The 20,299-nt window shown below is 54.7% G+C and carries 17 protein-coding genes and 1 pseudogene; 10 read left to right on the forward strand and 8 right to left on the reverse strand.

Annotated elements, in window-relative coordinates; genetic code table 11:
* Positions 1-2,055, reverse strand: a complete 2,055-nt coding sequence (locus tag LC073_RS16425) for a S9 family peptidase (protein ID WP_226648403.1) — start codon at positions 2,053-2,055, stop codon at positions 1-3.
* A 234-nt stretch (positions 2,056-2,289) separates the two neighbouring features.
* On the opposite strand from LC073_RS16425, the gene tnpA reads away from it, so the two are divergent.
* Positions 2,290-2,724 carry an IS200/IS605 family transposase gene (tnpA, locus tag LC073_RS16430; protein WP_226648404.1) on the forward strand — a complete coding sequence of 145 codons (435 nt, stop codon included), beginning with the start codon at positions 2,290-2,292 and terminating at the stop codon, positions 2,722-2,724.
* Positions 2,725-2,799: 75 nt separating this feature from the next.
* Here the strand turns inward: tnpA and dapE are convergent, their stop codons facing one another.
* From dapE to map, 7 genes are all read right to left on the reverse strand, one after another.
* Positions 2,800-3,933: a succinyl-diaminopimelate desuccinylase gene (gene dapE, locus LC073_RS16435; RefSeq protein WP_226648405.1), complete on the reverse strand. Its 1,134-nt coding sequence runs from the start codon at positions 3,931-3,933 to the stop codon at positions 2,800-2,802.
* Positions 3,934-4,023: 90 nt separating this feature from the next.
* Positions 4,024-5,055 (reverse strand): 2,3,4,5-tetrahydropyridine-2,6-dicarboxylate N-succinyltransferase, encoded by a 1,032-nt coding sequence (gene dapD, locus LC073_RS16440; protein WP_226648406.1) that lies wholly within the window; start codon positions 5,053-5,055, stop codon positions 4,024-4,026.
* A gap of 9 nt (positions 5,056-5,064) precedes the next feature.
* Positions 5,065-5,418 carry an ArsC family reductase gene (locus tag LC073_RS16445; protein WP_226648407.1) on the reverse strand — a complete coding sequence of 118 codons (354 nt, stop codon included), beginning with the start codon at positions 5,416-5,418 and terminating at the stop codon, positions 5,065-5,067.
* Between the two features lie 2 nt (positions 5,419-5,420).
* Complete coding sequence (gene nth / locus LC073_RS16450; protein WP_226648408.1) at positions 5,421-6,089, reverse strand: endonuclease III; 669 nt, start codon at positions 6,087-6,089, stop codon at positions 5,421-5,423.
* A gap of 60 nt (positions 6,090-6,149) precedes the next feature.
* Entirely contained in the window at positions 6,150-7,328 is a 1,179-nt protein-coding gene (gene dapC, locus LC073_RS16455) for a succinyldiaminopimelate transaminase (protein WP_226648409.1), read from the reverse strand.
* Between the two features lie 27 nt (positions 7,329-7,355).
* Positions 7,356-10,064: a [protein-PII] uridylyltransferase gene (locus LC073_RS16460; RefSeq protein ID WP_226648410.1), complete on the reverse strand. Its 2,709-nt coding sequence runs from the start codon at positions 10,062-10,064 to the stop codon at positions 7,356-7,358.
* Positions 10,065-10,144: 80 nt separating this feature from the next.
* Positions 10,145-10,915 carry a type I methionyl aminopeptidase gene (gene map / locus LC073_RS16465; RefSeq protein WP_226648411.1) on the reverse strand — a complete coding sequence of 257 codons (771 nt, stop codon included), beginning with the start codon at positions 10,913-10,915 and terminating at the stop codon, positions 10,145-10,147.
* A 319-nt stretch (positions 10,916-11,234) separates the two neighbouring features.
* Here map and rpsB point away from each other — a divergent pair, with 319 nt between their 5' ends.
* The 9 genes and pseudogenes from rpsB to bamA all read left to right on the forward strand — a co-directional run.
* Positions 11,235-11,981 (forward strand): 30S ribosomal protein S2, encoded by a 747-nt coding sequence (gene rpsB / locus LC073_RS16470; RefSeq protein WP_152452474.1) that lies wholly within the window; start codon positions 11,235-11,237, stop codon positions 11,979-11,981.
* A 113-nt stretch (positions 11,982-12,094) separates the two neighbouring features.
* On the forward strand, positions 12,095-12,958 hold the full coding sequence (gene tsf / locus LC073_RS16475; protein ID WP_226648412.1) for a translation elongation factor Ts: 864 nt from the start codon (positions 12,095-12,097) through the stop codon (positions 12,956-12,958).
* 162 nt (positions 12,959-13,120) lie between these two features.
* A complete protein-coding gene (gene pyrH / locus LC073_RS16480) occupies positions 13,121-13,858 on the forward strand; it encodes a UMP kinase (protein WP_226648413.1) in 738 nt (245 codons plus the stop codon).
* A complete protein-coding gene (gene frr, locus LC073_RS16485) occupies positions 13,855-14,412 on the forward strand; it encodes a ribosome recycling factor (RefSeq protein ID WP_226648414.1) in 558 nt (185 codons plus the stop codon). The genes pyrH and frr overlap by 4 nt, the downstream gene beginning before the upstream one ends.
* Positions 14,412-15,167 carry a polyprenyl diphosphate synthase gene (uppS, locus tag LC073_RS16490; protein WP_226648415.1) on the forward strand — a complete coding sequence of 252 codons (756 nt, stop codon included), beginning with the start codon at positions 14,412-14,414 and terminating at the stop codon, positions 15,165-15,167. The genes frr and uppS overlap by 1 nt, the downstream gene beginning before the upstream one ends.
* Before the next feature lie 126 nt (positions 15,168-15,293).
* Positions 15,294-16,139, forward strand: coding sequence for a phosphatidate cytidylyltransferase (locus LC073_RS16495; RefSeq protein ID WP_226648416.1), 846 nt, complete (start codon positions 15,294-15,296; stop codon positions 16,137-16,139).
* Positions 16,140-16,273: 134 nt separating this feature from the next.
* Complete coding sequence (ispC, locus tag LC073_RS16500) at positions 16,274-17,458, forward strand: 1-deoxy-D-xylulose-5-phosphate reductoisomerase (RefSeq protein ID WP_226648417.1); 1,185 nt, start codon at positions 16,274-16,276, stop codon at positions 17,456-17,458.
* Between the two features lie 58 nt (positions 17,459-17,516).
* Positions 17,517-18,872, forward strand: coding sequence for an RIP metalloprotease RseP (rseP, locus tag LC073_RS16505; protein WP_226648418.1), 1,356 nt, complete (start codon positions 17,517-17,519; stop codon positions 18,870-18,872).
* A 115-nt stretch (positions 18,873-18,987) separates the two neighbouring features.
* A pseudogene (bamA, locus tag LC073_RS16510) lies at positions 18,988-20,265 on the forward strand (outer membrane protein assembly factor BamA); the annotation flags it as partial.
* Positions 20,266-20,299: the final 34 nt, after the last annotated feature.

The following is a 20,299-nucleotide window of genomic DNA, read 5'->3' on the forward strand; positions in this document are numbered from 1 at the left end:
TTATTTACTTACCAAATCCTCACTCTCTCTATCTGGTTTATGTTGCTCAAACCAATAAAGAATAGATGCCACTTTCGCAATCATCTGGCTGGGCCTCGCGGCGATACTGTGAGAGGCGCCGGGAATTCGTACCATTGCCGCTTCCACATTATTCAATTTTAAGGCTTGGTAGAACTGCTCTGTTTCAGATATAGGGGTCCGATAGTCCTCTTCGCCGGTCAGTAGCATTGTCGGCGTGGTAACATTGCCCACATAAGTTAGAGGAGAGCGGCGGCGATATTCCTCCGGTTTTTCCCAGGGCATGCCTGAGAACCAGTATTTGGTAAAGAAACTGGAGTAATCTGCAGTCAGGACAAAGCTTTCCCAGTTGATAACTGGCTTGGCAACTACTGCCGCGCGGAATCGATTGGTTTTACCGATGATCCAGGCCGTCAGGGTGCCACCCCCACTGCCACCGGTAACAAACAGCTGCTCTTCGTCGATATATCCCTGGTCAATGACCGCATCGACGCCGCTCATCAGGTCATCGTAGTCCTGGCTCGGGTAGTTGTGGTGAATCAGGTTGGCAAATTCATGCCCGTAGCTGGTAGAGCCCCGTGGGTTGGTGTAGAGAACCACATAGCCGGCGGCGGCAAAAAGCTGTAATTCGGCGGCGAACCGGGGGCCATAGTTGGCGAAGGGGCCTCCATGAATTTCCAATAATAGGGGATATTTTTTCTTTGGGTCGAAGTCGGGCGGGTAGGCGACCCAACCCTGTAAATTGCGGCTGTCAAAGCTGGATCTGAAGTTGATTTCCTCCACCTGGGCCATTTTACGTAGCGGCATCAAGTCGTTGTTGAGGTGGGTCAGCGTTTTTACTTTGCCATTGTGGACCAAAGCCAGCTCTGCCGGGTGCAGCGGGCTGGTTTGTGTGTAGGCAATGTCCCCGCGCTTGGATGTGGCAAAGTTTGTACCGGAGTAGGGGCGTCCCAGTGACAGGCCGCCGGCATCGCTGGCTACCAAGGCTTCACTACCGCCGATTTTCTTAATGGCAATTTTAGTGGAACCGTGATCGTCATAGCTGTAGGCGATACGCTTGCTATCGCCGAGCCAGTGAAAACTGGAGATACTGCGGTCTTTGGTGGTTTGCACTTTGCGGGACTTGCCGCTGTCAAGGTCGATAATACGTAGTAGGTGCTGTTGGTATCCGAGTCGCTGATCTTCAAAACCCAAATAAGCGAGTTGCTTACCGTCGGGAGAAATCTGTGGATGGTGATCTGGACCAAAGCGATCGGTGACTTGTTCAATGTCGCCACCCTCGAGGTTTACTTTGTAAATTTCCGAGTTCATCAGCTCGATCTCATGATCGGGGTGACGGTTCGCGGAAAAATAAATAGCATCGTTGTTCTTGCTCCAGGCGAGGTTGCTGCTGTGGTCATACTCGCCGCTAGTGAGCTGGCGGGGGGTGCCGCCTTCGCGGGATATCACAAAGACCTGGGTGTGTCCCTGTTTGAGATAGCCCATACCGTCTGCGCGATAAATATTGCTGTCGATAAACTGGGGAGGTTTCGCCCACTCGGCACCCTCAGGAGCGCCGGGAAGTTCAATCGGTAATGGTTTGCTCTCCGGTACAAACATGGTAAAGGCAATTTGTTGGCCGTCCCGTGACCACTGAATATTCGAAGGGGACTTGGGCAGGTGTGAGATCTGCAAGTTTTGGCCGTTATCGAGCCACAGCAGGTGAATCTGCGGGCTACCACTGCGAGTGCTGACAAATGCGATTGTCTTTCCGTCCGGAGATAGGCGCGGCGAATAGTTTGAGTCATCACCAGAGGTTAGTGGGCGGTGATCCTTACCATCGGCACTGATGCGCCAGAGGTTTGCCCGTTTATTGTCCGCCATCTTATTCATGGAATTGCGAACGTAGTAAATATCTTTTCCGTCGCTGCTGAACTGTGGATCGCTGGCGTACTCTAGGTTGAATACATCCTCGTAGCTGAAGTTGGGCGTTTGTTCATCGGCTAGCGCGGGGCTGGCGATCAACATCGCCGCGGCAATTTTAAATAGCCTATTCATGATCTGCGGGCTCCTCCCTTTTTGTTATCGGGGGGAGAATACCGCAGAGATAATTGCGCAGGTGGCCAATAAGCCGATCCGTGTATTTAGCGGGACAGTCCGTGTAATTATTAAATAATTAACAAATAGGTAAACCACCGCCTCAGGCGGTGAGACTTGACAAGGCTCTGCCGTTCCGGCGTGCAGAGTGAAAATATGGCCTCCATGAACCGGCAAGTTCTTTAAGGAGGCCATATGCGAGATTGGCAGTGCCAAGCTCACGTGAAACATTATTGCAGGTACCATGTGGTATTTGTGCCCAAGTATAGAAAGAAAGCGTTATTTGGGGCATTGAGACGTGAGATTGGAGCAATATTCCGAGACTTATGTCGTCAAAAAGGCATTGAGTTGGTCGAGGGATACGCAATGAGGGATCACATTCATATGTTGTTAATGATTCCTCCAAGGTTAAGTGTTTCCAATACGGTTGAGTTTCTGAAAGGGAAATCTGCGATCCAGATATTTCGGAAGTACAAGCATGTGCAGAGAAATTTCACAGGAAGACATTTTTGGGCTCGTGGCTACTGCGTGAGTACAGTAGGTCTTGATGAGCAGATGATTCGAGAGTACATCAAGAATCAAGAGGTTGAAGAACGCCGGCAAGAGCAGATGCAACTGGCGGGGTTGTAAATAGCCCCCTCTGGGGGCTTTCACCATACCACCCGCTATGCGGGTGGTTGCTGATTATCTTGCGGGGCTGTAAATTTAGCTTAGCAGCTCTCTAAGAACTTCCCGGTAGATATCCTTCAGTACATCCAAATGGTCAGCTTCGACTCTCTCATCAACCTTGTGAATAGTGGCATTGACCGGTCCCAGCTCCACGACTTGTGCTCCTGTTGGAGCGATAAAGCGGCCGTCGGAAGTGCCCCCGGCAGTCGACAGTATCGTTTCCTTCCCGGCGATTTTTTTGATTGCTTGCTCGACAGCGTGCACCAGTGGCCCCTCGGCTGTGAGGAAGGGGTGCCCGGACAAATTAAAGTTCGCCTCATATTTTAGTTTGTGCTTATCCAGGATTGCGCGGGCGCGGGCCTCCAGTTCTTCGGCGGTGGATTCCGTAGAAAAACGCCAGTTACAGAGCAGATCCACTTGACCGGGAATCACATTGGTTGCCCCGGTGCCTCCGTTGATATTGGATACCTGGAAGCTGGTGGCAGGGAAAAATTGGTTACCCCGATCCCACTCTTCTGCGGCTAGTTCAGCAAGTGCTGGAGCCAAATTGTGAATTGGGTTTTCTGCCAGGTGTGGATAGGCTACATGTCCCTGCACACCAAAGATTTTTAACTCAAGGCCCAGGGAGCCGCGTCTTCCGTTTTTAATAATATCGCCGACGCGCTCGCTGCTGGAGGGTTCACCCACAATACAGCAATCTATTTTTTCGCCCTGCTCCTCGAGCCATTCAACGACCTTGACTGTGCCGTTGGTCGCCGGCCCCTCCTCGTCACTGGTGATCAAAAAGGCGATACGACCACTGTGATCAGGGAACTGGTGGATAAACTCTTCGCAGGCCACCACCATTGCGGCGAGGGAGCCTTTCATATCAGCCGCGCCACGGCCATATAAAAAGCCTTCGCGGATTTCAGGTTCGAAGGGCGGGCTACTCCAGTTTTCCTCCGGCCCGCTCGGCACGACGTCGGTGTGACCGGCGAAGGCGAGCAGAGGGCCTTCGCTTTGCCCGTTGCGCACCGCCCAAAAATTATCGGTATCGCCACGGCGCAGCTTCGTCACCTTAAACCCGATTTTTTCCAGTCGCTCAATCATCTGGTTCATACAGCCCGCATCTTCTGGGGTTACGGAGCGTCGGCGGATGAGGTCAAAGGCCAGTTGCAGTGTGGGCGTCACGGAATAATCCTTTTAGTTGGTCAGGTGCGCTGTTATCGGAATTTATGCAGGTGGAGAGCGGGCGGGGCCGGGGCCCCGCAGGGTCAGGTTTTAATTGCTGTGCAGTGCTGCATTCAACTCAATGGCACTCTTATTGGTCAGGCATTCAACGGCACCGTTGGTGGAGTTTCTGCGGAAAAGTAGATCGGATTTTCCGGCTAATTCACGTGCTTTGATGTACTCGACCAGTTTGCCGCTGTCGTCCAGTAGGGCTACTTTGGTCCCGGCGGTGATATAGAGGCCGGCTTCCACGGTGCAACGGTCCCCCAAGGGAATGCCGATACCGGCGTTGGCACCCAGCAAGCAGTTATCGCCCACGGAAATCACTATGTTTCCGCCGCCAGAGAGCGTGCCCATGGTGGAGCTGCTGCCGCCCAGGTCGGAGCCGGCGCCGACAAATACGCCCGCAGAGATACGGCCCTCGATCATTCCCGGGCCCTCGGTGCCCGCGTTAAAGTTGACGAACCCTTCGTGCATGATGGTGGTGCCCTCGCCGAGATAGGCGCCGAGGCGCACGCGTGCGGTGTGGGCGATGCGCACGCCCGTGGGTACCACATAGTTGGTCATCTTGGGAAATTTGTCGACACAGGCAACTTCCAGGTGCTCTCCGTTTAGGCGCGCTTCCAGTTGGCGCTGTGGCAGTTCCTCCAGATCGATAGCGCCCAGATTGGTCCAGGCCACATTGACCAGTTTGCCGAAGATACCTTCGAGATTGGTTTCGTGGGGTTTCACTAAGCGGTGGGAGAGCAGATGCAGCTTTAAATAGGCTTCCGGTACTGTTTGCGGTGCCTCGTCGCTAGAAAGTACAACCACTACCAGTGGTCGGTGACTGTTGGCGAACTGCTGCAGGATCTCTGCCTGCTCACCCGCCCCGGCGCTGTGCAGTTTTTCTGTAAGGCTGTGCAGCAGGGTCGCGTCGAGGGGTAGGCTGTGGTTGCCGCTGTCGATATGCAGAGTCTCAATCACGGCTTTGGCTATTTCTGCATTGGGTTTGAACAGCGGTTTTGGGTAGAAGACTTCCAGCCAGTCGCCCTTACTATTACAGGTGCCAACGCCAAATCCAATGCTGTAAATATCGCTCATATTTTTCTCCTAGTTGGGTTGGCCGACTAGCGCGGCGAATTCTTGCTCTTTAAAACCAAAGCGAGTAACACCGCCTGAAGTGGTCACCGGGCGTTTGATCAGGGTCGGGGTCTCGCTGGCAAAGGTAAAAGCGCTGTCGTTATCCATTGTATTTTTCTGTGTTTCGCTCAGGGCGCGCCAACTGGTGGAGCGACGATTCAGTACTTCCTGCCAGCCAAATTCATCCAGCCAGGCTTTTAGGGGCACATCGTCCATACCGTCTTCACGGAAATCGTGAAATTGATAGTCGACCCCATTCTTTTCCAGCCACTTGCGGGCTTTTTTTACGGTGTCGCAGTTTTTAATGCCGTACAGAGTAATCACAGTTACGCCTTTTTGGTTTTTTTGGGGTTTTTTCGGTTGGGGTAGCAGGTGGTGCAGATTTCGCAGACAGTGCCGTCGCAGCCGCGCGCGGAGCAGTACTCGCGGCCATAGAAAATAATCTGCAGGTGCAATTTATTCCACTTTTCTCTGGGGAACAGCCTTTTGAGGTCTTTCTCGGTCTGGGTGACATTTTTACCGGTGGTAAGTCCCCAGCGCTGCGCCAGGCGGTGAATATGAGTGTCCACCGGGAAGGCCGGGTGGCCGAATGCCTGGGACATCACCACGCTGGCGGTCTTGTGGCCGACACCGGGCAGGGTTTCCAGTGCAGCCATATTTTCCGGTACTTTGCTGTGGTATTCGTTGACGAGAATTTGTGAAAGTTTGCTGATGGCTTTGGATTTCTGCGGTGACAATCCACAGGGACGGATAACTGCCTGGATATCCTCCACGGGTACCAATGCCATATCCTCGGGGTTGTCGGCCAACTGCCAGAGGGCAGGGGTGACCTGGTTGACGCGCTCATCGGTACACTGTGCCGAGAGCAGTACGGCTACCAGCAGCGTGTAGGGGTCTTTGTGGTTGAGCGGAATTGGGGTCTGCGGATAGAGTTCTTCCAGGCGCTGCAAAATAAAATCCACGCGCTCTTGTTTGAGTAAGTTTTTTACTGCCATTCTCGTTTGTGCCTGGGTGTGGGCTCCTGGGTTACAGTTTCTGTAGGGTTAGTTCGGCTGTTAGTTCTGCCGGCAAAATTCTTTGATGCGCTCCGCCGCCTCCACGCACTCCTCCAGTGTGGCCACCAGGGCCATGCGCACATATTCACTGCCCGGGTTTATACCTTCGTTCTCGCGGGCGAGGAAGGAGCCAGGTAAAACCGTAATATTTTGCTGGCGATACAGCTCGCGGGCGAACTTCTCACCGTCGTCGACACGTGGCCACAGGTAAAAGCTGGCTTGCGGTTTTTGTACATCGAGGCAGCCGTCGAGAATATCCAGCACTGTGTCGAACTTCTGTCGGTAGAGTGCGCGATTCTCGCGCACGTGTTCTTCATCCTGCCAGGCGGCGATGGAGGCGTACTGGTTGGGTAGCGGCATGGCGCAGCCGTGGTAGGTGCGATAGAGCAGGAATTTCTCCAGCAGCTGAGCGTCGCCTGCGACAAAGCCGGAGCGCAGCCCGGCCAAGTTGGAGCGCTTCGACAGGCTGTGAAAAACCACGCAGCGGCGATAGTCATCGCGGCCCATTTGCTCGCAGGCTTGCAGCAGTCCGGCCGGCGGTGCGCCCTCGTCGAAGTAGAGTTCCGAGTAGCACTCATCCGAGGCGATGGTGAAGTCGTAGCGGTCTGCCAGCTCGATGAGCGTTTGCAGGTCGTCGATCTCCAGCAGGGCGCCGGTGGGGTTGCCCGGTGAGCAGAGATATAGTAATTCACACTGGCGCCACACCGATTCGGGTATCGAGCTGAAATCCGGCTTGAAGCGATTGCCAGCGAGGCAGTTGATAAAGTGCGGTTCAGCGCCGGCGAGCAGGGCCGCCCCCTCGTAAATCTGGTAGAAGGGGTTGGGCATCAGCACTTTGCTGCCCCGCGAGACCATGGCCTGAGCAAAGGCGAACAACGCCTCGCGGGTGCCGTTTACCGGCAGCACCTGGGTGTCGGCGCAGACCTGCGCGAGCTGAAAGCGGGCGCACAGCCAGTCGGCAATCGCCTGGCGCAGTGGCTCAAGGCCCTTGGTGAGGGGGTAGGCGGCGATTTTGTCCAGGTGCGCGACCAGCTCGCTCTGCACAAATTCAGGCGGTGTGTGCTTGGGTTCTCCGATAGAGAGGGCGATATGGGGTTTGCCCGCCGGCTGCAGGTCTGCTTTCAGCGCCTGTAACTTGGAGAAAGGGTAGGGCTGCAGCTTGTCCAGGTTTGGATTCATGGCGTTCTTATCCGATCGTCATTGGTGTTATTGCGGCGCAGTGTGGTAGTCCAGCTCCCGGCAAATGGCCTGTTCAAGTTCGCGATTGGTCTCGGCGTTGCAAAGCGTGCGCCCCTCGGCGTCGGTAATATGGAAAATATCCTCCACGCGCTCCCCAAGAGTGGAAATCTTGGCGTTGTGCAGGCGCAGGTCATGGGTGACAAAAGTGCGCGCAATCAGGGCGAGCAGGCCAGGCCTGTCGGCGCTGGTGATCTCCAACGTGCTGTACTGGTCACCCGTCTCGGTAGACAGGTGCGCGCGGCTCTCCATCGAAAACATCTTCAAGCGCCGCGGGGTGCGCCGTTGAATCACCTTGGAGTAATCCTCCACTAATGCCAGTTCTTTTTGCAATGTCTCGCGAATTTGTTGCAGGCGCTGGGGCTCGTCGAGCAGGGGTTGGCCATATTCGTCCAGCACGTAAAAAGTATCCAGGGTGTAGCCGGAGGCCGAGCTGTACAGGCGCGCATCGTGCACATTCAAGTTGAGCATATCGAGCCCGGTGACTACGGCGGCGAATACATTGGCACGATCGGGGGTGTAGACAAAGACCTGAGTGGCGCCGTCGTGCTCGCCGGGGCCCGAGTTGCGTGTCAGCACCAGGGTGTCGCTTGGCATTAGCGGGCTGTTGCTGTGCAGCTCGTGAATGGCCGCGGTGTGCCAGACGATGTTGTCGGCGCTTTCGCGCACAAAATAATCGTCGCCCATTTGTGCCCAAATATTTTCCATGGAGGCCTCCGGCAGTCCGAGGGCGCACAGTTTTTCCAGTGCCAGGCTGCGGGTTTCCTCGATAATTTCCTCGCGGTCTATAGGGTTCTCCAGGCCGCGGCGCAGGGCGTGCTGGGTGGCTTGGTAGAGCTGGCGCATCAGGCTGGCGCGCCAGCTGTTCCAAAGCTCTGGGTTAGTGGCGTTGATATCCGCCACGGTCAGGGCATAGAGGTAGTCCAAGTGCTCGCGGTCGCCCACCTCGCGGGCGAAGGCGTGCACCACTTCCGGGTCACTGATGTCCTGTTTCTGCGATACCTGACTCATTAACAGGTGCTTTTCCACCAGCCAGCAAACCAGGCGGCGGTCGCGCGCCGACAGATGGTGGCGTTCGCAGAACTCGGCGGCGTCCACCACGCCCAGCTTAGAGTGATCACCGCCGCGCCCCTTGGCGATATCGTGGTAGAGGCCGGCGATATACAGCAGTTCCGGCTGGCGCAAACGCTCGAGAATCTCCGCGGCGATGGGGAATTTCTCCCGCGCCTCGGGGCCGCGAAAGCTGCGCATATTGCGCACCACCTGGAGTGTGTGGGCATCAACGGTGTAGATGTGGAATAGGTCGTGCTGCATCTGCCCGGTGACGCGGCCGAACTCTGGCAGGTAGCGCCCGAGAATGCCGTAGCGGGTCATGCGCGACAGCTGTGTGGAGAGCCCGCGCGCAGAGCGCAGCAGCTCCATAAACAGCTCGCTGTTGGCGGGGTCCGCGCGGAAGTGCTCGTCGATCAGGTGGCGGTGCTCGCGGATCAGGCGGATGGTTGAAGCGCGCACCCGTGTGATCTGCGGGTGCCTGGCCATCAGCACAAAAATCTCCAACAGTGCTGGGGGGTGCTGATTGAACACCTGTGGGTAGGTGGCCTCAATGGCGCCACCGCGCAGCTGGAAGCGTTCGTTGATGGGGGCGGCAGCCTGCTCGCCCCCCTGCTGTATTGCCTCGCCCAAATATTGCAGCAGTACATCGTTGAGTTCGCGTAGGGCCATTACGATGCGGTAGTAGTTGTGCATAAACTGCTCAACTGCCAGCTGGGTATCGCTGTCCTCATAGCCAAACTGTTTGGCCAGCTCCCTTTGGTAGTCGAACAGCAGTCGCTCCTCGGCACGTCCGGCGAGCAGGTGCAGGCCATAGCGAACTCGCCAAAGAAAGCTTTCGCCGGACTGGAGGATGGCGAATTCCTCCTCGGTGAAAAAGGCCTTGCCCTGCAGTTGTCTGAGCGTGCGCACCCGAAAAAAATACTTTGCGACCCAGGCGATGGTCTGGATGTCGCGCAGCCCGCCGGGAGCGTTTTTAATATTGGGTTCGAGGATATACTCTGCGGCTTGCTGGCGATTGTGACGCTCATCTTGCTCGGCCAGTTTGGCGTTGAAAAAGTCCTCGATAGGCCAGAGCTTGCCGCCCTCCATGCCAGCCACCAGCCGTTCTCCAGGTTTGCTATCACCCACCACTGTGCGGGACTCGGTGAGGTTGGTGATTATGGTGATATCCTCGGCGGCCAGTGCCAAGCACTCCTCTACACTTCGCACCGAGTGACCGATTTCCAGGCCCAGATCCCAGAGGAAAGTGATGAAACGCTCAATACTATCGATGGTTTCTTCATCTGCGCGATCCTCGGTGAGGATCAGTAGATCGATATCGGAATGGGGGTGTAGCTCCCCTCGGCCATAACCGCCTACGGCCATTAAGCTGGTGCCCGTTTTCCAGTGGTACTGATGCCAGGCATAGTGCAGCAGGCAGTCGACAAAGAGCGCGCGCTCGTGCACCAGGGTGCTCACATCTTCGCCCTCGCGAAAACGCTCAGCCATCTGGTGCTCGGCTGCACCTATCGCATTCTTGAATATCTGCAAGGGCGGTTTTTCACGGGCGGCGAGGTCGCGGCGAAAGCGGGCTTGGTCGAAGAAAAACAGGGGGCGCTCAAAGTAGGGCGTGTTGGCCGGCTGCATGACTAAGGTCCGTTTGGCTGTACCCCGCCGTACGCGGCGGGGATGTGCATCTTTTTTTAGGAGCAGGGAGGAGCTTGTGTTTAAAATTTTTCCTCACTGCGCGCGGTCAGTACCTCAACACCGCTGCTGGTGACCACCATGGTGTGTTCCCACTGCGCCGATAGGCGGCGGTCCTTGGTGACTGCGGTCCAGCCGTCGCCGAGAACTCGAGTGGCAGCCTTGCCGGCATTGATCATCGGTTCAATGGTAAAGGTCATGCCCTCCTGCAGAATCTCGCCGGTTCCGGGCTGGCCGTAGTGCAGTACCTGGGGTTCCTCATGGAAGACATCGCCGATACCGTGGCCGCAGAAGTCGCGCACCACAGAGTAGTAGTTCTTCTCGGCGTGCTGCTGGATTACATGGCCGATATCACCAAGGCTGGTGCCCGGGCGTACTATCTCAATGGCTTTGTACAGGCACTCTTGGGTGACCCGCACTAGTCGCTCGGCGTGTGCAATCGGCTTGCCGACGAAGAACATCTTGCTGGTGTCGCCGTACCAGCCGTCTTTGATCACGGTGACATCGATATTGATGATGTCGCCCTTCTTGAGCACTTTGCTCTCAGAGGGAATTCCGTGGCAGACCACTTCATTGACCGAGGTGCAAATGGACTTCGGGAAACCCCGATAGCCTAGGCAGGCGGGTATGGCCTTCTGCACATTGACGATATGGTCATGACAGCGGCGGTCCAGTTCTTCCGTAGTGACACCAGGGACCACATACTCGCCAATCATCTCCAGGACCTCTGCGGCGAGGCGGCCCGCGGTGCGCATTTTGGCAATTTGTTCCGGCGTCTTTATGGCTGAGGTCATGCGTGTCCTTAAGTCTATCTGTGAAGGCGGGCATTGTAGCGGATTGGCAGTGGCGGGGCATAGCGCCAGAAAGTTTCGCTAACTACTAACTAAAGGATACGACTGACGACTGAAGGAACCCATGGGTAGGCGCAGGCATTCACACCATATTTATTCCCGTTCTTCACTCGGCCGCGAGGTTGTGGTATAAAGCGCGCCGCTCCGGGGTGCTTCCGGGGCAGAAATGCCGCACACGCATCGACACATGAGTCTGGGTGCCTCGAAAGGGGTTGACGCATGGGATGTGTGGAGGATTAACCCGTATATTTAGAGGTTTATTATGCCGCAAGTAAGCATGCGCGATATGCTGCAGGCTGGTGTTCACTTTGGCCACCAGACCCGCTACTGGAACCCGAAGATGGGTCAATACATCTTTGGTGCCCGCAACAAGATTCACATCATCAACCTGGAGCACACTGTACCGGCTTTCAATGAAGCCCTGCAGGTGGTCAAGGGGATGGCCGCTCAAAAGAAAAAGATTCTGTTCGTAGGCACCAAGCGCGCCGCTCAGAAATCTATCAAAGAGCAGGCCGAGCGCTGTGGCCAGCCTTTCGTCAGCAACCGCTGGCTGGGTGGTATGCTCACCAACTACAAAACCATCCGCGCGTCCATCAAGCGTTTCCGCGAGCTGGAAGTTCAGTCTCAGGATGGTACTTTCGAGAAGCTGACCAAGAAAGAAGCTCTGATGCGCACCCGCATGATGGAGAAGCTCGACCGCTCCATTGGTGGTATCAAGGACATGGGCGGCCTGCCTGACGCGATCTTCGTAATCGACGTTGAACACGAGCGCATCGCCATCCAGGAAGCCAACAAGCTGGGTATCCCGGTAATCGGCGTTGTTGATACCAACAGTGATCCCGCTGGTGTTGACTACGTGATTCCCGGTAACGACGACGCTATCCGTGCAATCAAGCTGTACACCACTGTTGTGGCCGACGCAGTTCTCGCTGGTGCAGCGGAAGCTGGCAGCGCGGTGAACAAAGACGAGTACGTCGAAGCTAGCGATGACGAAGCTGCTGCAGAGTAATTTGCAGGGCGAAGTGGTGTAGCGGAGTAGCGTTACATTACGAACTTAAAAAGGGGCCCGAATTACGGCCCCTTTTTTCTAATTTTAAGTGACAGAACCCCGAGGAAAGAATCATGGCGATTACCGCGTCAATGGTAAAAGAACTGCGCGAGCGTACCGGCCTGCCGATGATGGAGTGTAAGAAAGCACTCACCGAAGCGGACGGCGATATCGAAAAAGCGATCGAAGACCTGCGCAAAGCCTCCGGCCTGAAGGCTGCCAAGAAAGCGGGTCGCACCGCTGCAGACGGCGTTGTTGCTGCAAAAGTCGCCGAAGATGGTAGCTACGGTGTATTGGTTGAAGTGAACTCCGAGACCGACTTTGTTGCTCGCGACGATAACTTCCAGGCTTTTGTTGCCAAGGTTGTTGATAAGGCATTCGCAGAGCGTCAACAGGACGTGGCCGCACTGATGGAAGGCGAACTGGAAGCTGCCCGCGAAGCATTGGTTCAGAAAATTGGTGAGAACATCGGTGTTCGCCGTATAGAGCTGGTTGAAGCTCCGGTTGTAGGTGCCTATGTGCACTCCAATGATCGTATCGCGGCTCTGGTAGCCCTGAGCGCGGGTGAGGTTGAGCTGGCGAAAGACGTTGCTATGCACGTAACCGCTGTAAACCCTCAGGTGAACAAGCCCGAAGATATGCCTGCTGACGTCCTGGAAAAAGAGAAAGAGATCATCAAGGCACAGCCAGATATGGAAGGCAAGCCGGATGAAATCGTTGAGAAGATGATGGGCGGTCGTATCAAGAAGTTCCTGAAAGAGAACAGCTTGGTGGAGCAGCCTTTCGTTAAGAACCCAGATGTAAGTATTGGCAAGCTGGTTAAAGATGCTGGTGCCGACGTAATTTCTTTCGTGCGCTTTGAAGTGGGCGAAGGTATCGAGAAAGAAGAGGTGGACTTCGCTGCGGAAGTAGCGGCACAGGTTAAATCCTCTTCCTAATTGATAACAGTGAGTGCTCTGAGTACTCGCTCGCGGTGGGGTGCCTCCGCTGGAGCCTGTGTGCTTGCAGCGGGGCACCCCTCTGTGTAAATGACTGAAAGTGTTGTAATGTTCGGCGGCAATACTTGGCCACTAAACAGGTACATTTGAGAGGACCGACGAATGCCCGGTATTAAAGACCGCAAATATAAAAGAATTCTGTTAAAGCTCAGCGGCGAAGAGCTGATGGGCGATCAGGGTTTTGGTATCAGCCCTAGAGTGCTGGACAAAATGGCCCTGGAGATTGGCCAGCTGGTGGGTATCGGCGTTCAGGTTGGACTGGTTGTAGGCGGTGGTAACCTGTTTCGCGGTGCGGCCCTAAGCGCGGCCGGACTTGATCGCGTGACCGGCGATCATATGGGAATGTTGGCCACGGTAATGAATGCCCTGGCACTGCGCGATGCGCTGGAAAGATCCAATATTTCATCGCGGGTAATGTCCTCTATCCAGATGAGTGGCATTGTGGATCACTATGATCGCCGCGCGGCAATTCGTTACCTGGAGCGTGGCGAAGTGCTGATTTTTGCCGCGGGTACCGGTAATCCATTCTTTACTACTGATTCTGCTGCTTGCCTGCGAGGCATTGAAATTGAGGCGGAGTTGGTGCTAAAAGCCACTAAGGTGGACGGTGTTTACTCGGCCGACCCGGTACTGGACCCCTCCGCAACCCGCTATGACCAGCTGACTTATGACGAAGTACTCGATAAAAAACTCGGCGTGATGGATTTGACTGCGATCTGTCTCTGCCGCGAGCACAATATGCCCGTGCGGGTGTTCCGTATGGATAAAACCGGCGCGCTGCTCAATATCGTTGTGGGCGGCGAGGAAGGCACGCTAATCGAAGAGGAAGTGAAATCGTGATTGAAGATATCAAAAAAGACACTAAGACTCGTATGAGCAAGGCGCTTGATGCACTGGCCAGTAATTTCAATAAAATCCGCACCGGCCGTGCGCACCCGAGTATTCTCGACGGTATTCATATTTCCTACTACGGCTCCGATACTCCGTTGTCTCAAGTCGCCAATGTCAGTGTTGAAGATGCACGCACCTTATCGGTTACTCCCTGGGAGAAAAATCTGGTTCCAGATATCGAAAAGGCGATCATGAAGTCTGATCTGGGCCTCAACCCCAGCACTGCGGGTGCGGTTATTCGTATCCCGATGCCAATGCTGACTGAAGAGACCCGCAAAAATTTTATTCGCCAGGCTCGAGGTGAGGCTGAGACTGCACGGGTGTCTATCCGTAATATTCGTCGCGATGCACTGGCTGAAGTGAAGTCCCTGGTAAAGGACAAGGAAATTTCCGAGGATGACGAGCGCCGTGCAAGTGACGACATCCAAAAGATTACAGATCAGTTTGTGGCGGATGTCGATAAAGCGCTCACTGCCAAAGAAAAAGATCTGATGGAAATTTAATGGGTAATAGTGGTACCGACTTGAATTCCCCCGGCCCCCGACACATCGCCATTATTATGGATGGCAATGGGCGCTGGGCCGCCCGCAGGGGGCTATCGCCTTCCGTGGGGCACAGGGCCGGAGTTGAGCGCATACGCGATCTCCTGTCCGCGTGCAGGAGTCGCGGTGTTGAGGCGCTGACGCTGTTCGCTTTTTCCAGCGAAAACTGGCAGCGCCCCCCAAAGGAAGTGGAACTACTGATGACTCTGTTTCACTCCTATCTGCGCAAGGAAGCTAAGCGTATGCGCGATGAAGGCGTGCGCCTGCGAGTGATAGGGCGCAGGGATCGCTTTTCGTCGCGCTTGCAGCGGGCTATTGCGGAAGCAGAAGAGATAACCTGCGGTGGCGATCAGGGTGACCTGGTGATTGCGGCGGACTACGGCGGTCGCTGGGATATTACCCAAGCGGCAAGACAGCTTGCCGAGGCGGTAGCCAAGGGAGAGCGTTCTCTCGATTCGATCGATGAGGATGCCGTCGATAGCCAAATGCAGCTCGCCGATTTGCCACCGGTGGATCTATTGGTAAGATCCAGCGGCGAGCAGCGTATCAGTAACTTTATTCTCTGGCAGGCCGCTTATAGCGAGTTGTTTTTTACTGATACGCTGTGGCCAGATTTTGATGAAAGTGCCCTTGATGAGGCGATAGAAGCATTTCGGCAGCGTGACCGGCGATTTGGTGGGCGCGCTGAAGATGATGGCACGGCTGTGCAGGCTTGAATGGGTTCGGGCCAATGCGCGGCCATTTTTTTGTCCGCGAATAACTTTTAGGAATATTACACCGGGGCGCTCAAGGTCGCTAAATGATAGCAGGCGGAGTGTGGGTCCAGATGAAAGGGGTTTTCGGTGCTTAAACAAAGAATAATTACTGCGCTGGTATTGCTGGTACTTTTCGCTGGAGTTTTGTTCCTGCTGCCAATTCAATGGTACACGCTGATTTTCGTCGCGGTGATTTTGCTCGGTGGTTGGGAGTGGGCCAACCTTTCCAATCTCAATCGCGCACTGCGATTTGTGTTTCTCGCCGCACTGGGTGGAACCTTAGTTTTCACCTCTGAATATGTTTTTTCTATGGATTTCAGCTCCCCAGATATTGACCGGGCGCGCCAGATATTGGCGATAGCTTGCGGTTGGTGGGCGCTCGCTTTCCTGTGGGTGCAGAGCTACCCTGCCAGCGCCATGCTCTGGGGGAACCGCTGGGTGCGGGGCCTAATAGGGTTGGTGGTGCTGGTGCCGAGCTGGCTGTCGCTGGTGATTTTGCGTGGACTCGATCACGGTGCCTGGCTGGTATTGTATGTTGTCGCGATCGTGGTAGCTTCCGATGTGGGCGCTTACTTTGTTGGTCGTAAGTTCGGTAAGCGCAAGCTGGCCCGCGAAGTGAGTCCTGGTAAATCCTGGGAGGGTTTTTTTGGCGGTTTGGGCGCCTGCCTGATACTCGCTCTTGTCACTTCCTATCTGTTTGATCTTCCGCTCAAAAACACGGTGTTGTTTTCTTTTGGTGTCCTGGTGACCGCGCTTGCCTCGGTGATTGGCGACCTGTTGGAGAGTATGTTCAAACGGCACCGGGGTATTAAAGACAGCAGCCATATGTTGCCGGGGCATGGCGGTGTTATGGACCGCTTGGATAGCCTCACTGCGGCCCTGCCGGTCTTCACTATGGCAGCGCTCGCTAGCGAGCTGCCTAAGTATCTGTAAAAAGTACCTGTAAATAAGTACCTCTAACGGGTGCGCCACTCTTCAGTCCATATCTGTGCTTTTGATAAGCGCCGGCATTATTTGTCGGCGCTTTCTTCGAAGCGCAAGAGGTTTCGTAGGTAAGTCGAACGCTTATGCAAAGGCAATCTCCACAGGCTATTACCGTCCTCGGTTCTACGGGTTCCATTGGTGTGAGCACCCTGGATGTGCTTGCGCGCCATCCTCAGCGGTATACCATCTATGCCTTAACGGCCCGCGAGCGCATCGCGGAGTTGGCCCAACAGTGCCGTAAGCACAACCCGCGCTTCGCAGTAGTCACCGGAGAAGAGCGAGCCGAGGAATTGCGAGGCTTGCTGGGGGATGACGTTGAGACCCAAGTCCTTTGGGGTTTGGAGGGGCTCTGCCAGGTTGCCTCTGTGGATGAGGTGGATGTGGTTATGGCGGCGATTGTCGGCGCCGCAGGCTTGCGACCGACCTTAGCAGCAGTTGAGGCTGGCAAGAAGGTACTGCTCGCCAACAAAGAGGCGCTGGTGATGGCCGGGCCGGTTTTCCTACGTGCTTTGCGGGCAGGCGGAGCCCAGCTTTTACCTATCGATAGCGAGCACAATGCTATTTTCCAGTGTCTGCCTCAGCCGTACGATTGCCTGGAGGGAGCTGGGGTGGAAAAGATACTGCTTACCGGCTCCGGCGGCCCATTTCGCACGCGCGAAGCGAACGATTTACATCGGGTGACGCCTGAGGAAGCTTGCGCGCACCCCAACTGGTCGATGGGGCGGAAGATCTCGGTAGATTCGGCCACCATGATGAACAAAGGGTTGGAGTTTATCGAGGCCTGTTATCTGTTCAACGCAAGCCCTGAACAGATAGAGGTGGTTGTGCACCCGCAGAGTATTGTGCACTCCATGGTGCAGTATCGAGATGGCTCTCTGCTGGCGCAAATGGGGAATCCAGATATGCGCACCCCAATCGCGCACGCACTGGCCTTTCCTGCTCGCATTGACGCAGGGGTCCCCGTGCTGGACCTGATTGCACAGGGCCGACTGGATTTTGAGGCACCTAATTATCAGCGGTTCCCCTGTCTGCGTCTGGCTCAAGAGGCTATGAATGCTGGTGGTAGTATGCCAACGGTGTTGAATGCGGCCAACGAGGTGGCCGTCGAGGCGTTTTTACAGGGGCGGCTGGCATTTACTAGTATTGCTGCGGCTATAGAAAAAGTAATGAATAGCGCTCCCGCTGTTGAACTGACAGGGCTGGATGTAGTCGAAGCCATTGATCTCAATGCGCGGGAGCTGGCCCAGCAAGCTGTTGGAGCCCTTTAGATTCGCTGCTGGGCATATAATGCCGGGGTTTGCGCATGAAAAGAGACTGTAACTGAGTATGGATCTGATTCAGACGGTAATCTGGGCCCTGGTGGCCCTCGGTATACTGGTATCCTTCCACGAGTTTGGACACTTTCTCGTAGCACGGCTCTGTGGGGTCAAGGTGCTGCGCTTTTCTGTGGGCTTTGGCCGCCGCCTATTTTCCCGCTATGACCGGCACGGTACTGAATTTGCAGTTTCGGCAATTCCCCTTGGCGGCTACGTCAAAATGCTGGATGAGCGGGAGGGGCCTGTTGCCGATCACGAACTGAATCAGGCATTTAATCGCAAGAGCGTGTGGGCACGTATGGCGATTGCCGCAGCCGGTCCAGCAGCCAATTTCCTGTTGGCCATTGTGCTGTTTTGGGTTGTCTTTATGGGAGGTACGGCGGGCCCAGTGCCCATCGTAGATACTGTCAAGCCCGGTAGTATCGCCCAATCTGCGGGCTTGGAGCCTGGACAGGAAATTATTGCGGTAGACGGCGAGGCTACACCCACCTGGCAGGCACTCAACTGGCGCTTGGCCAATCGATTGGGGGATAGTGGCGCTATAGAGTTTTCAGTGCGCTACCCGGACTCGGATCTTGAATACCACATGACGGCGGATATCGACCGCTGGCTCTCTGGTCAGGAAGTGCCTGATCCACTGGGGGAGGTTGGTCTTGAACTCTGGACTCCCCCCATCAGTATGACGCTCCACCAGGTTCTAGAGGGTAGCGCCGCCAACGCAGCGGGCCTGCGTGCGGGTGATAAGATAGTGGCAACCGATGGAAGAACATTTTCGGGCTGGGAAGAGTGGAGCCAGTATGTAAGAGCTCGTGCTGGGGAGCCCCTTCAGGTAGAGATTGATCGGCAGGGGCAGCGTTTGACCCTGCCGGTGACGCCGGCGGAAGTAACGCTCGAAAGCGGTGAACGTGTCGGTCAAATTGGCGTGCAGCCAGTGACAGAGCGCTGGCCAGAAGACCGAGTTAGGGTCTTCCATTATGGTGTGGCGGGAGCGCTATCGCAGGGACTTCAGGAAACCTGGGATAAAACCCTGTTTACCTTGAACAGCTTAAAGAAATTGATTTTTGGTCAACTTTCGACCAAAAACTTGAGTGGCCCAATCACCATTGCTAAAGTGGCGGGTACTTCCGCAGAGAGGGGATGGCAGTCATTCCTGTCGCTTTTGGCTCTGCTTAGTATCAGTCTCGGTGTACTCAATCTGTTACCCATTCCGGTACTCGATGGTGGTCACCTTCTCTACTACGGTATTGAGGCGATCAAGGGGTCTCCTGTGTCTGAGCGAGTACAGGTGATTGGCTTGCAGGTGGGTATGGCCCTAGTGCTCTGCATTATGGGATTGGCTCTGTACAACGATATTTTGCGTTTGTAGCGCTCTAAAGCTTATTTTTCCTGCGACACAGAGTGTGAAGGAATTTTTGTTGAATGAGGGCGCTGTTGGTTGTTTTTACAGCCTCCGTTTTAAATAGAAGCGACTCGGCATTGGTATGAAATATTGGCTGATAACGATCACTTTGGGCTTGGTGCTGCCTTTCAGTGCTTTAGCGCGGTCGTTCGTTCTCAGTGATATCAGGGTGGAAGGGTTGCAGCGCGTTTCGGCAGGCACCGTTTTTTCAGCACTTCCGGTGCGGGTTGGCGATGAAATTGAGCCTGCGGATATCCAAGGGGCAACCCGAGAGTTGTTCCGTACGGGTTATTTTGAAGACATTCAGATTGGCCGTGAAAGTAGTGTTCTCGTTGTTAACGTAAGAGAGCGACCGGCAATATCTAAGATAGATATTTCAGGGAACAAGGCGATTGCCGCAGAGGATCTGCTAAAAGCATTGGAGCAATACGGCCTGGCCGAGGGAGAGATTTTAAAGCGCTCGACTCTAAAGGGTTTAACTCAGGAGTTTGAGAGCCAGTATGTGGCGCAGGGGCGCTATGGTGCTAGTGTCAAGACCGAAGTCAAAGAGCTGCCGCGTAATCAGGTTGAGCTTAGAGTTATTGTCGAAGAAGGGACAGTCGCTGCGATTAAACATATCAATATTGTGGGAAATCGTGTCTTCTCCGATAAAGAGCTCGGGGAAATTTTTGAGCTCAAAACTACCGGCTGGCTCTCCTGGTTACGCAGTGATGATAAATACTCTCGTGAGAAACTCACTGGTGATCTCGAGCGTCTGGAGTCCCATTACCTCAATCGTGGTTATCTTGACTTCCAGATTGATTCGACCCAGGTATCTCTGGGTCCGGACAGAAAAAGTGTTTTTATCACTATTAATGTGATTGAGGGTGATGTTTACACTGTTAGTGAGGTAGAGCTTGCTGGAGACCCGATTGTTTCCGAGGAAGAAATACAACGCTTATTGTTAGTACGTGAAGGGCAGATATTCTCCCAAGAGAGGGTGACTACGACTTCTGACTATATTTCTAAGCGTTTGGGCAATAAAGGTTATGTTTTTGCCGAAGTAAGCGGCATTCCAGAGGCCAATAAAGAAGAAAATACAGTAAAAATAACCTTCTTTATTGACCCCGGAAAGCCAACCTACGTTAGGCGTATAACTTTTCGCGGAAATACTCGTACTGCAGATGAAGTCTTGCGGCGAGAGTTGCGCCAGATGGAATCGGCTTTAGCTTCCTCGGCTCGAATTGAGCAAGCCAAAACACGTCTTGAGCGGCTTGGTTATTTGAAGGTAGTGAAAGTTGAGACCGCTAAGGTAGCCGGTAACTCAGACCGGATTGATGTCGATTACATGGTAGAGGGGCAACCCTCAGGTTCCGGGGGAGCGGGGCGTTAATTAAGACGCTGTAACTCCTGGA

Origin of the sequence: Microbulbifer variabilis (assembly GCF_020524905.1) — a bacterium.
Lineage (GTDB): Bacteria > Pseudomonadota > Gammaproteobacteria > Pseudomonadales > Cellvibrionaceae > Microbulbifer > Microbulbifer variabilis_A.

Excerpts from the sequence above, each read along its gene's own strand:
- uppS (WP_226648415.1), top strand. The coding sequence starts at position 14,412 with ATGGGTAATAGTGGTACCGACTTGAATTCCCCCGGCCCCCGACACATC.
- rseP (WP_226648418.1), top strand. The coding sequence starts at position 17,517 with ATGGATCTGATTCAGACGGTAATCTGGGCCCTGGTGGCCCTCGGTATA.
- dapC (WP_226648409.1), bottom strand. The coding sequence starts at position 7,328 with ATGAATCCAAACCTGGACAAGCTGCAGCCCTACCCTTTCTCCAAGTTA.
- pyrH (WP_226648413.1), top strand. The coding sequence starts at position 13,121 with ATGCCCGGTATTAAAGACCGCAAATATAAAAGAATTCTGTTAAAGCTC.
- nth (WP_226648408.1), bottom strand. The coding sequence starts at position 6,089 with ATGGCAGTAAAAAACTTACTCAAACAAGAGCGCGTGGATTTTATTTTG.
- map (WP_226648411.1), bottom strand. The coding sequence starts at position 10,915 with ATGACCTCAGCCATAAAGACGCCGGAACAAATTGCCAAAATGCGCACC.
- LC073_RS16425 (WP_226648403.1), bottom strand. The coding sequence starts at position 2,055 with ATGAATAGGCTATTTAAAATTGCCGCGGCGATGTTGATCGCCAGCCCC.
- tsf (WP_226648412.1), top strand. The coding sequence starts at position 12,095 with ATGGCGATTACCGCGTCAATGGTAAAAGAACTGCGCGAGCGTACCGGC.
- LC073_RS16460 (WP_226648410.1), bottom strand. The coding sequence starts at position 10,064 with ATGCAGCCGGCCAACACGCCCTACTTTGAGCGCCCCCTGTTTTTCTTC.
- tnpA (WP_226648404.1), top strand. The coding sequence starts at position 2,290 with ATGCGAGATTGGCAGTGCCAAGCTCACGTGAAACATTATTGCAGGTAC.
- ispC (WP_226648417.1), top strand. The coding sequence starts at position 16,274 with ATGCAAAGGCAATCTCCACAGGCTATTACCGTCCTCGGTTCTACGGGT.
- dapD (WP_226648406.1), bottom strand. The coding sequence starts at position 5,055 with ATGAGCGATATTTACAGCATTGGATTTGGCGTTGGCACCTGTAATAGT.
- rpsB (WP_152452474.1), top strand. The coding sequence starts at position 11,235 with ATGCCGCAAGTAAGCATGCGCGATATGCTGCAGGCTGGTGTTCACTTT.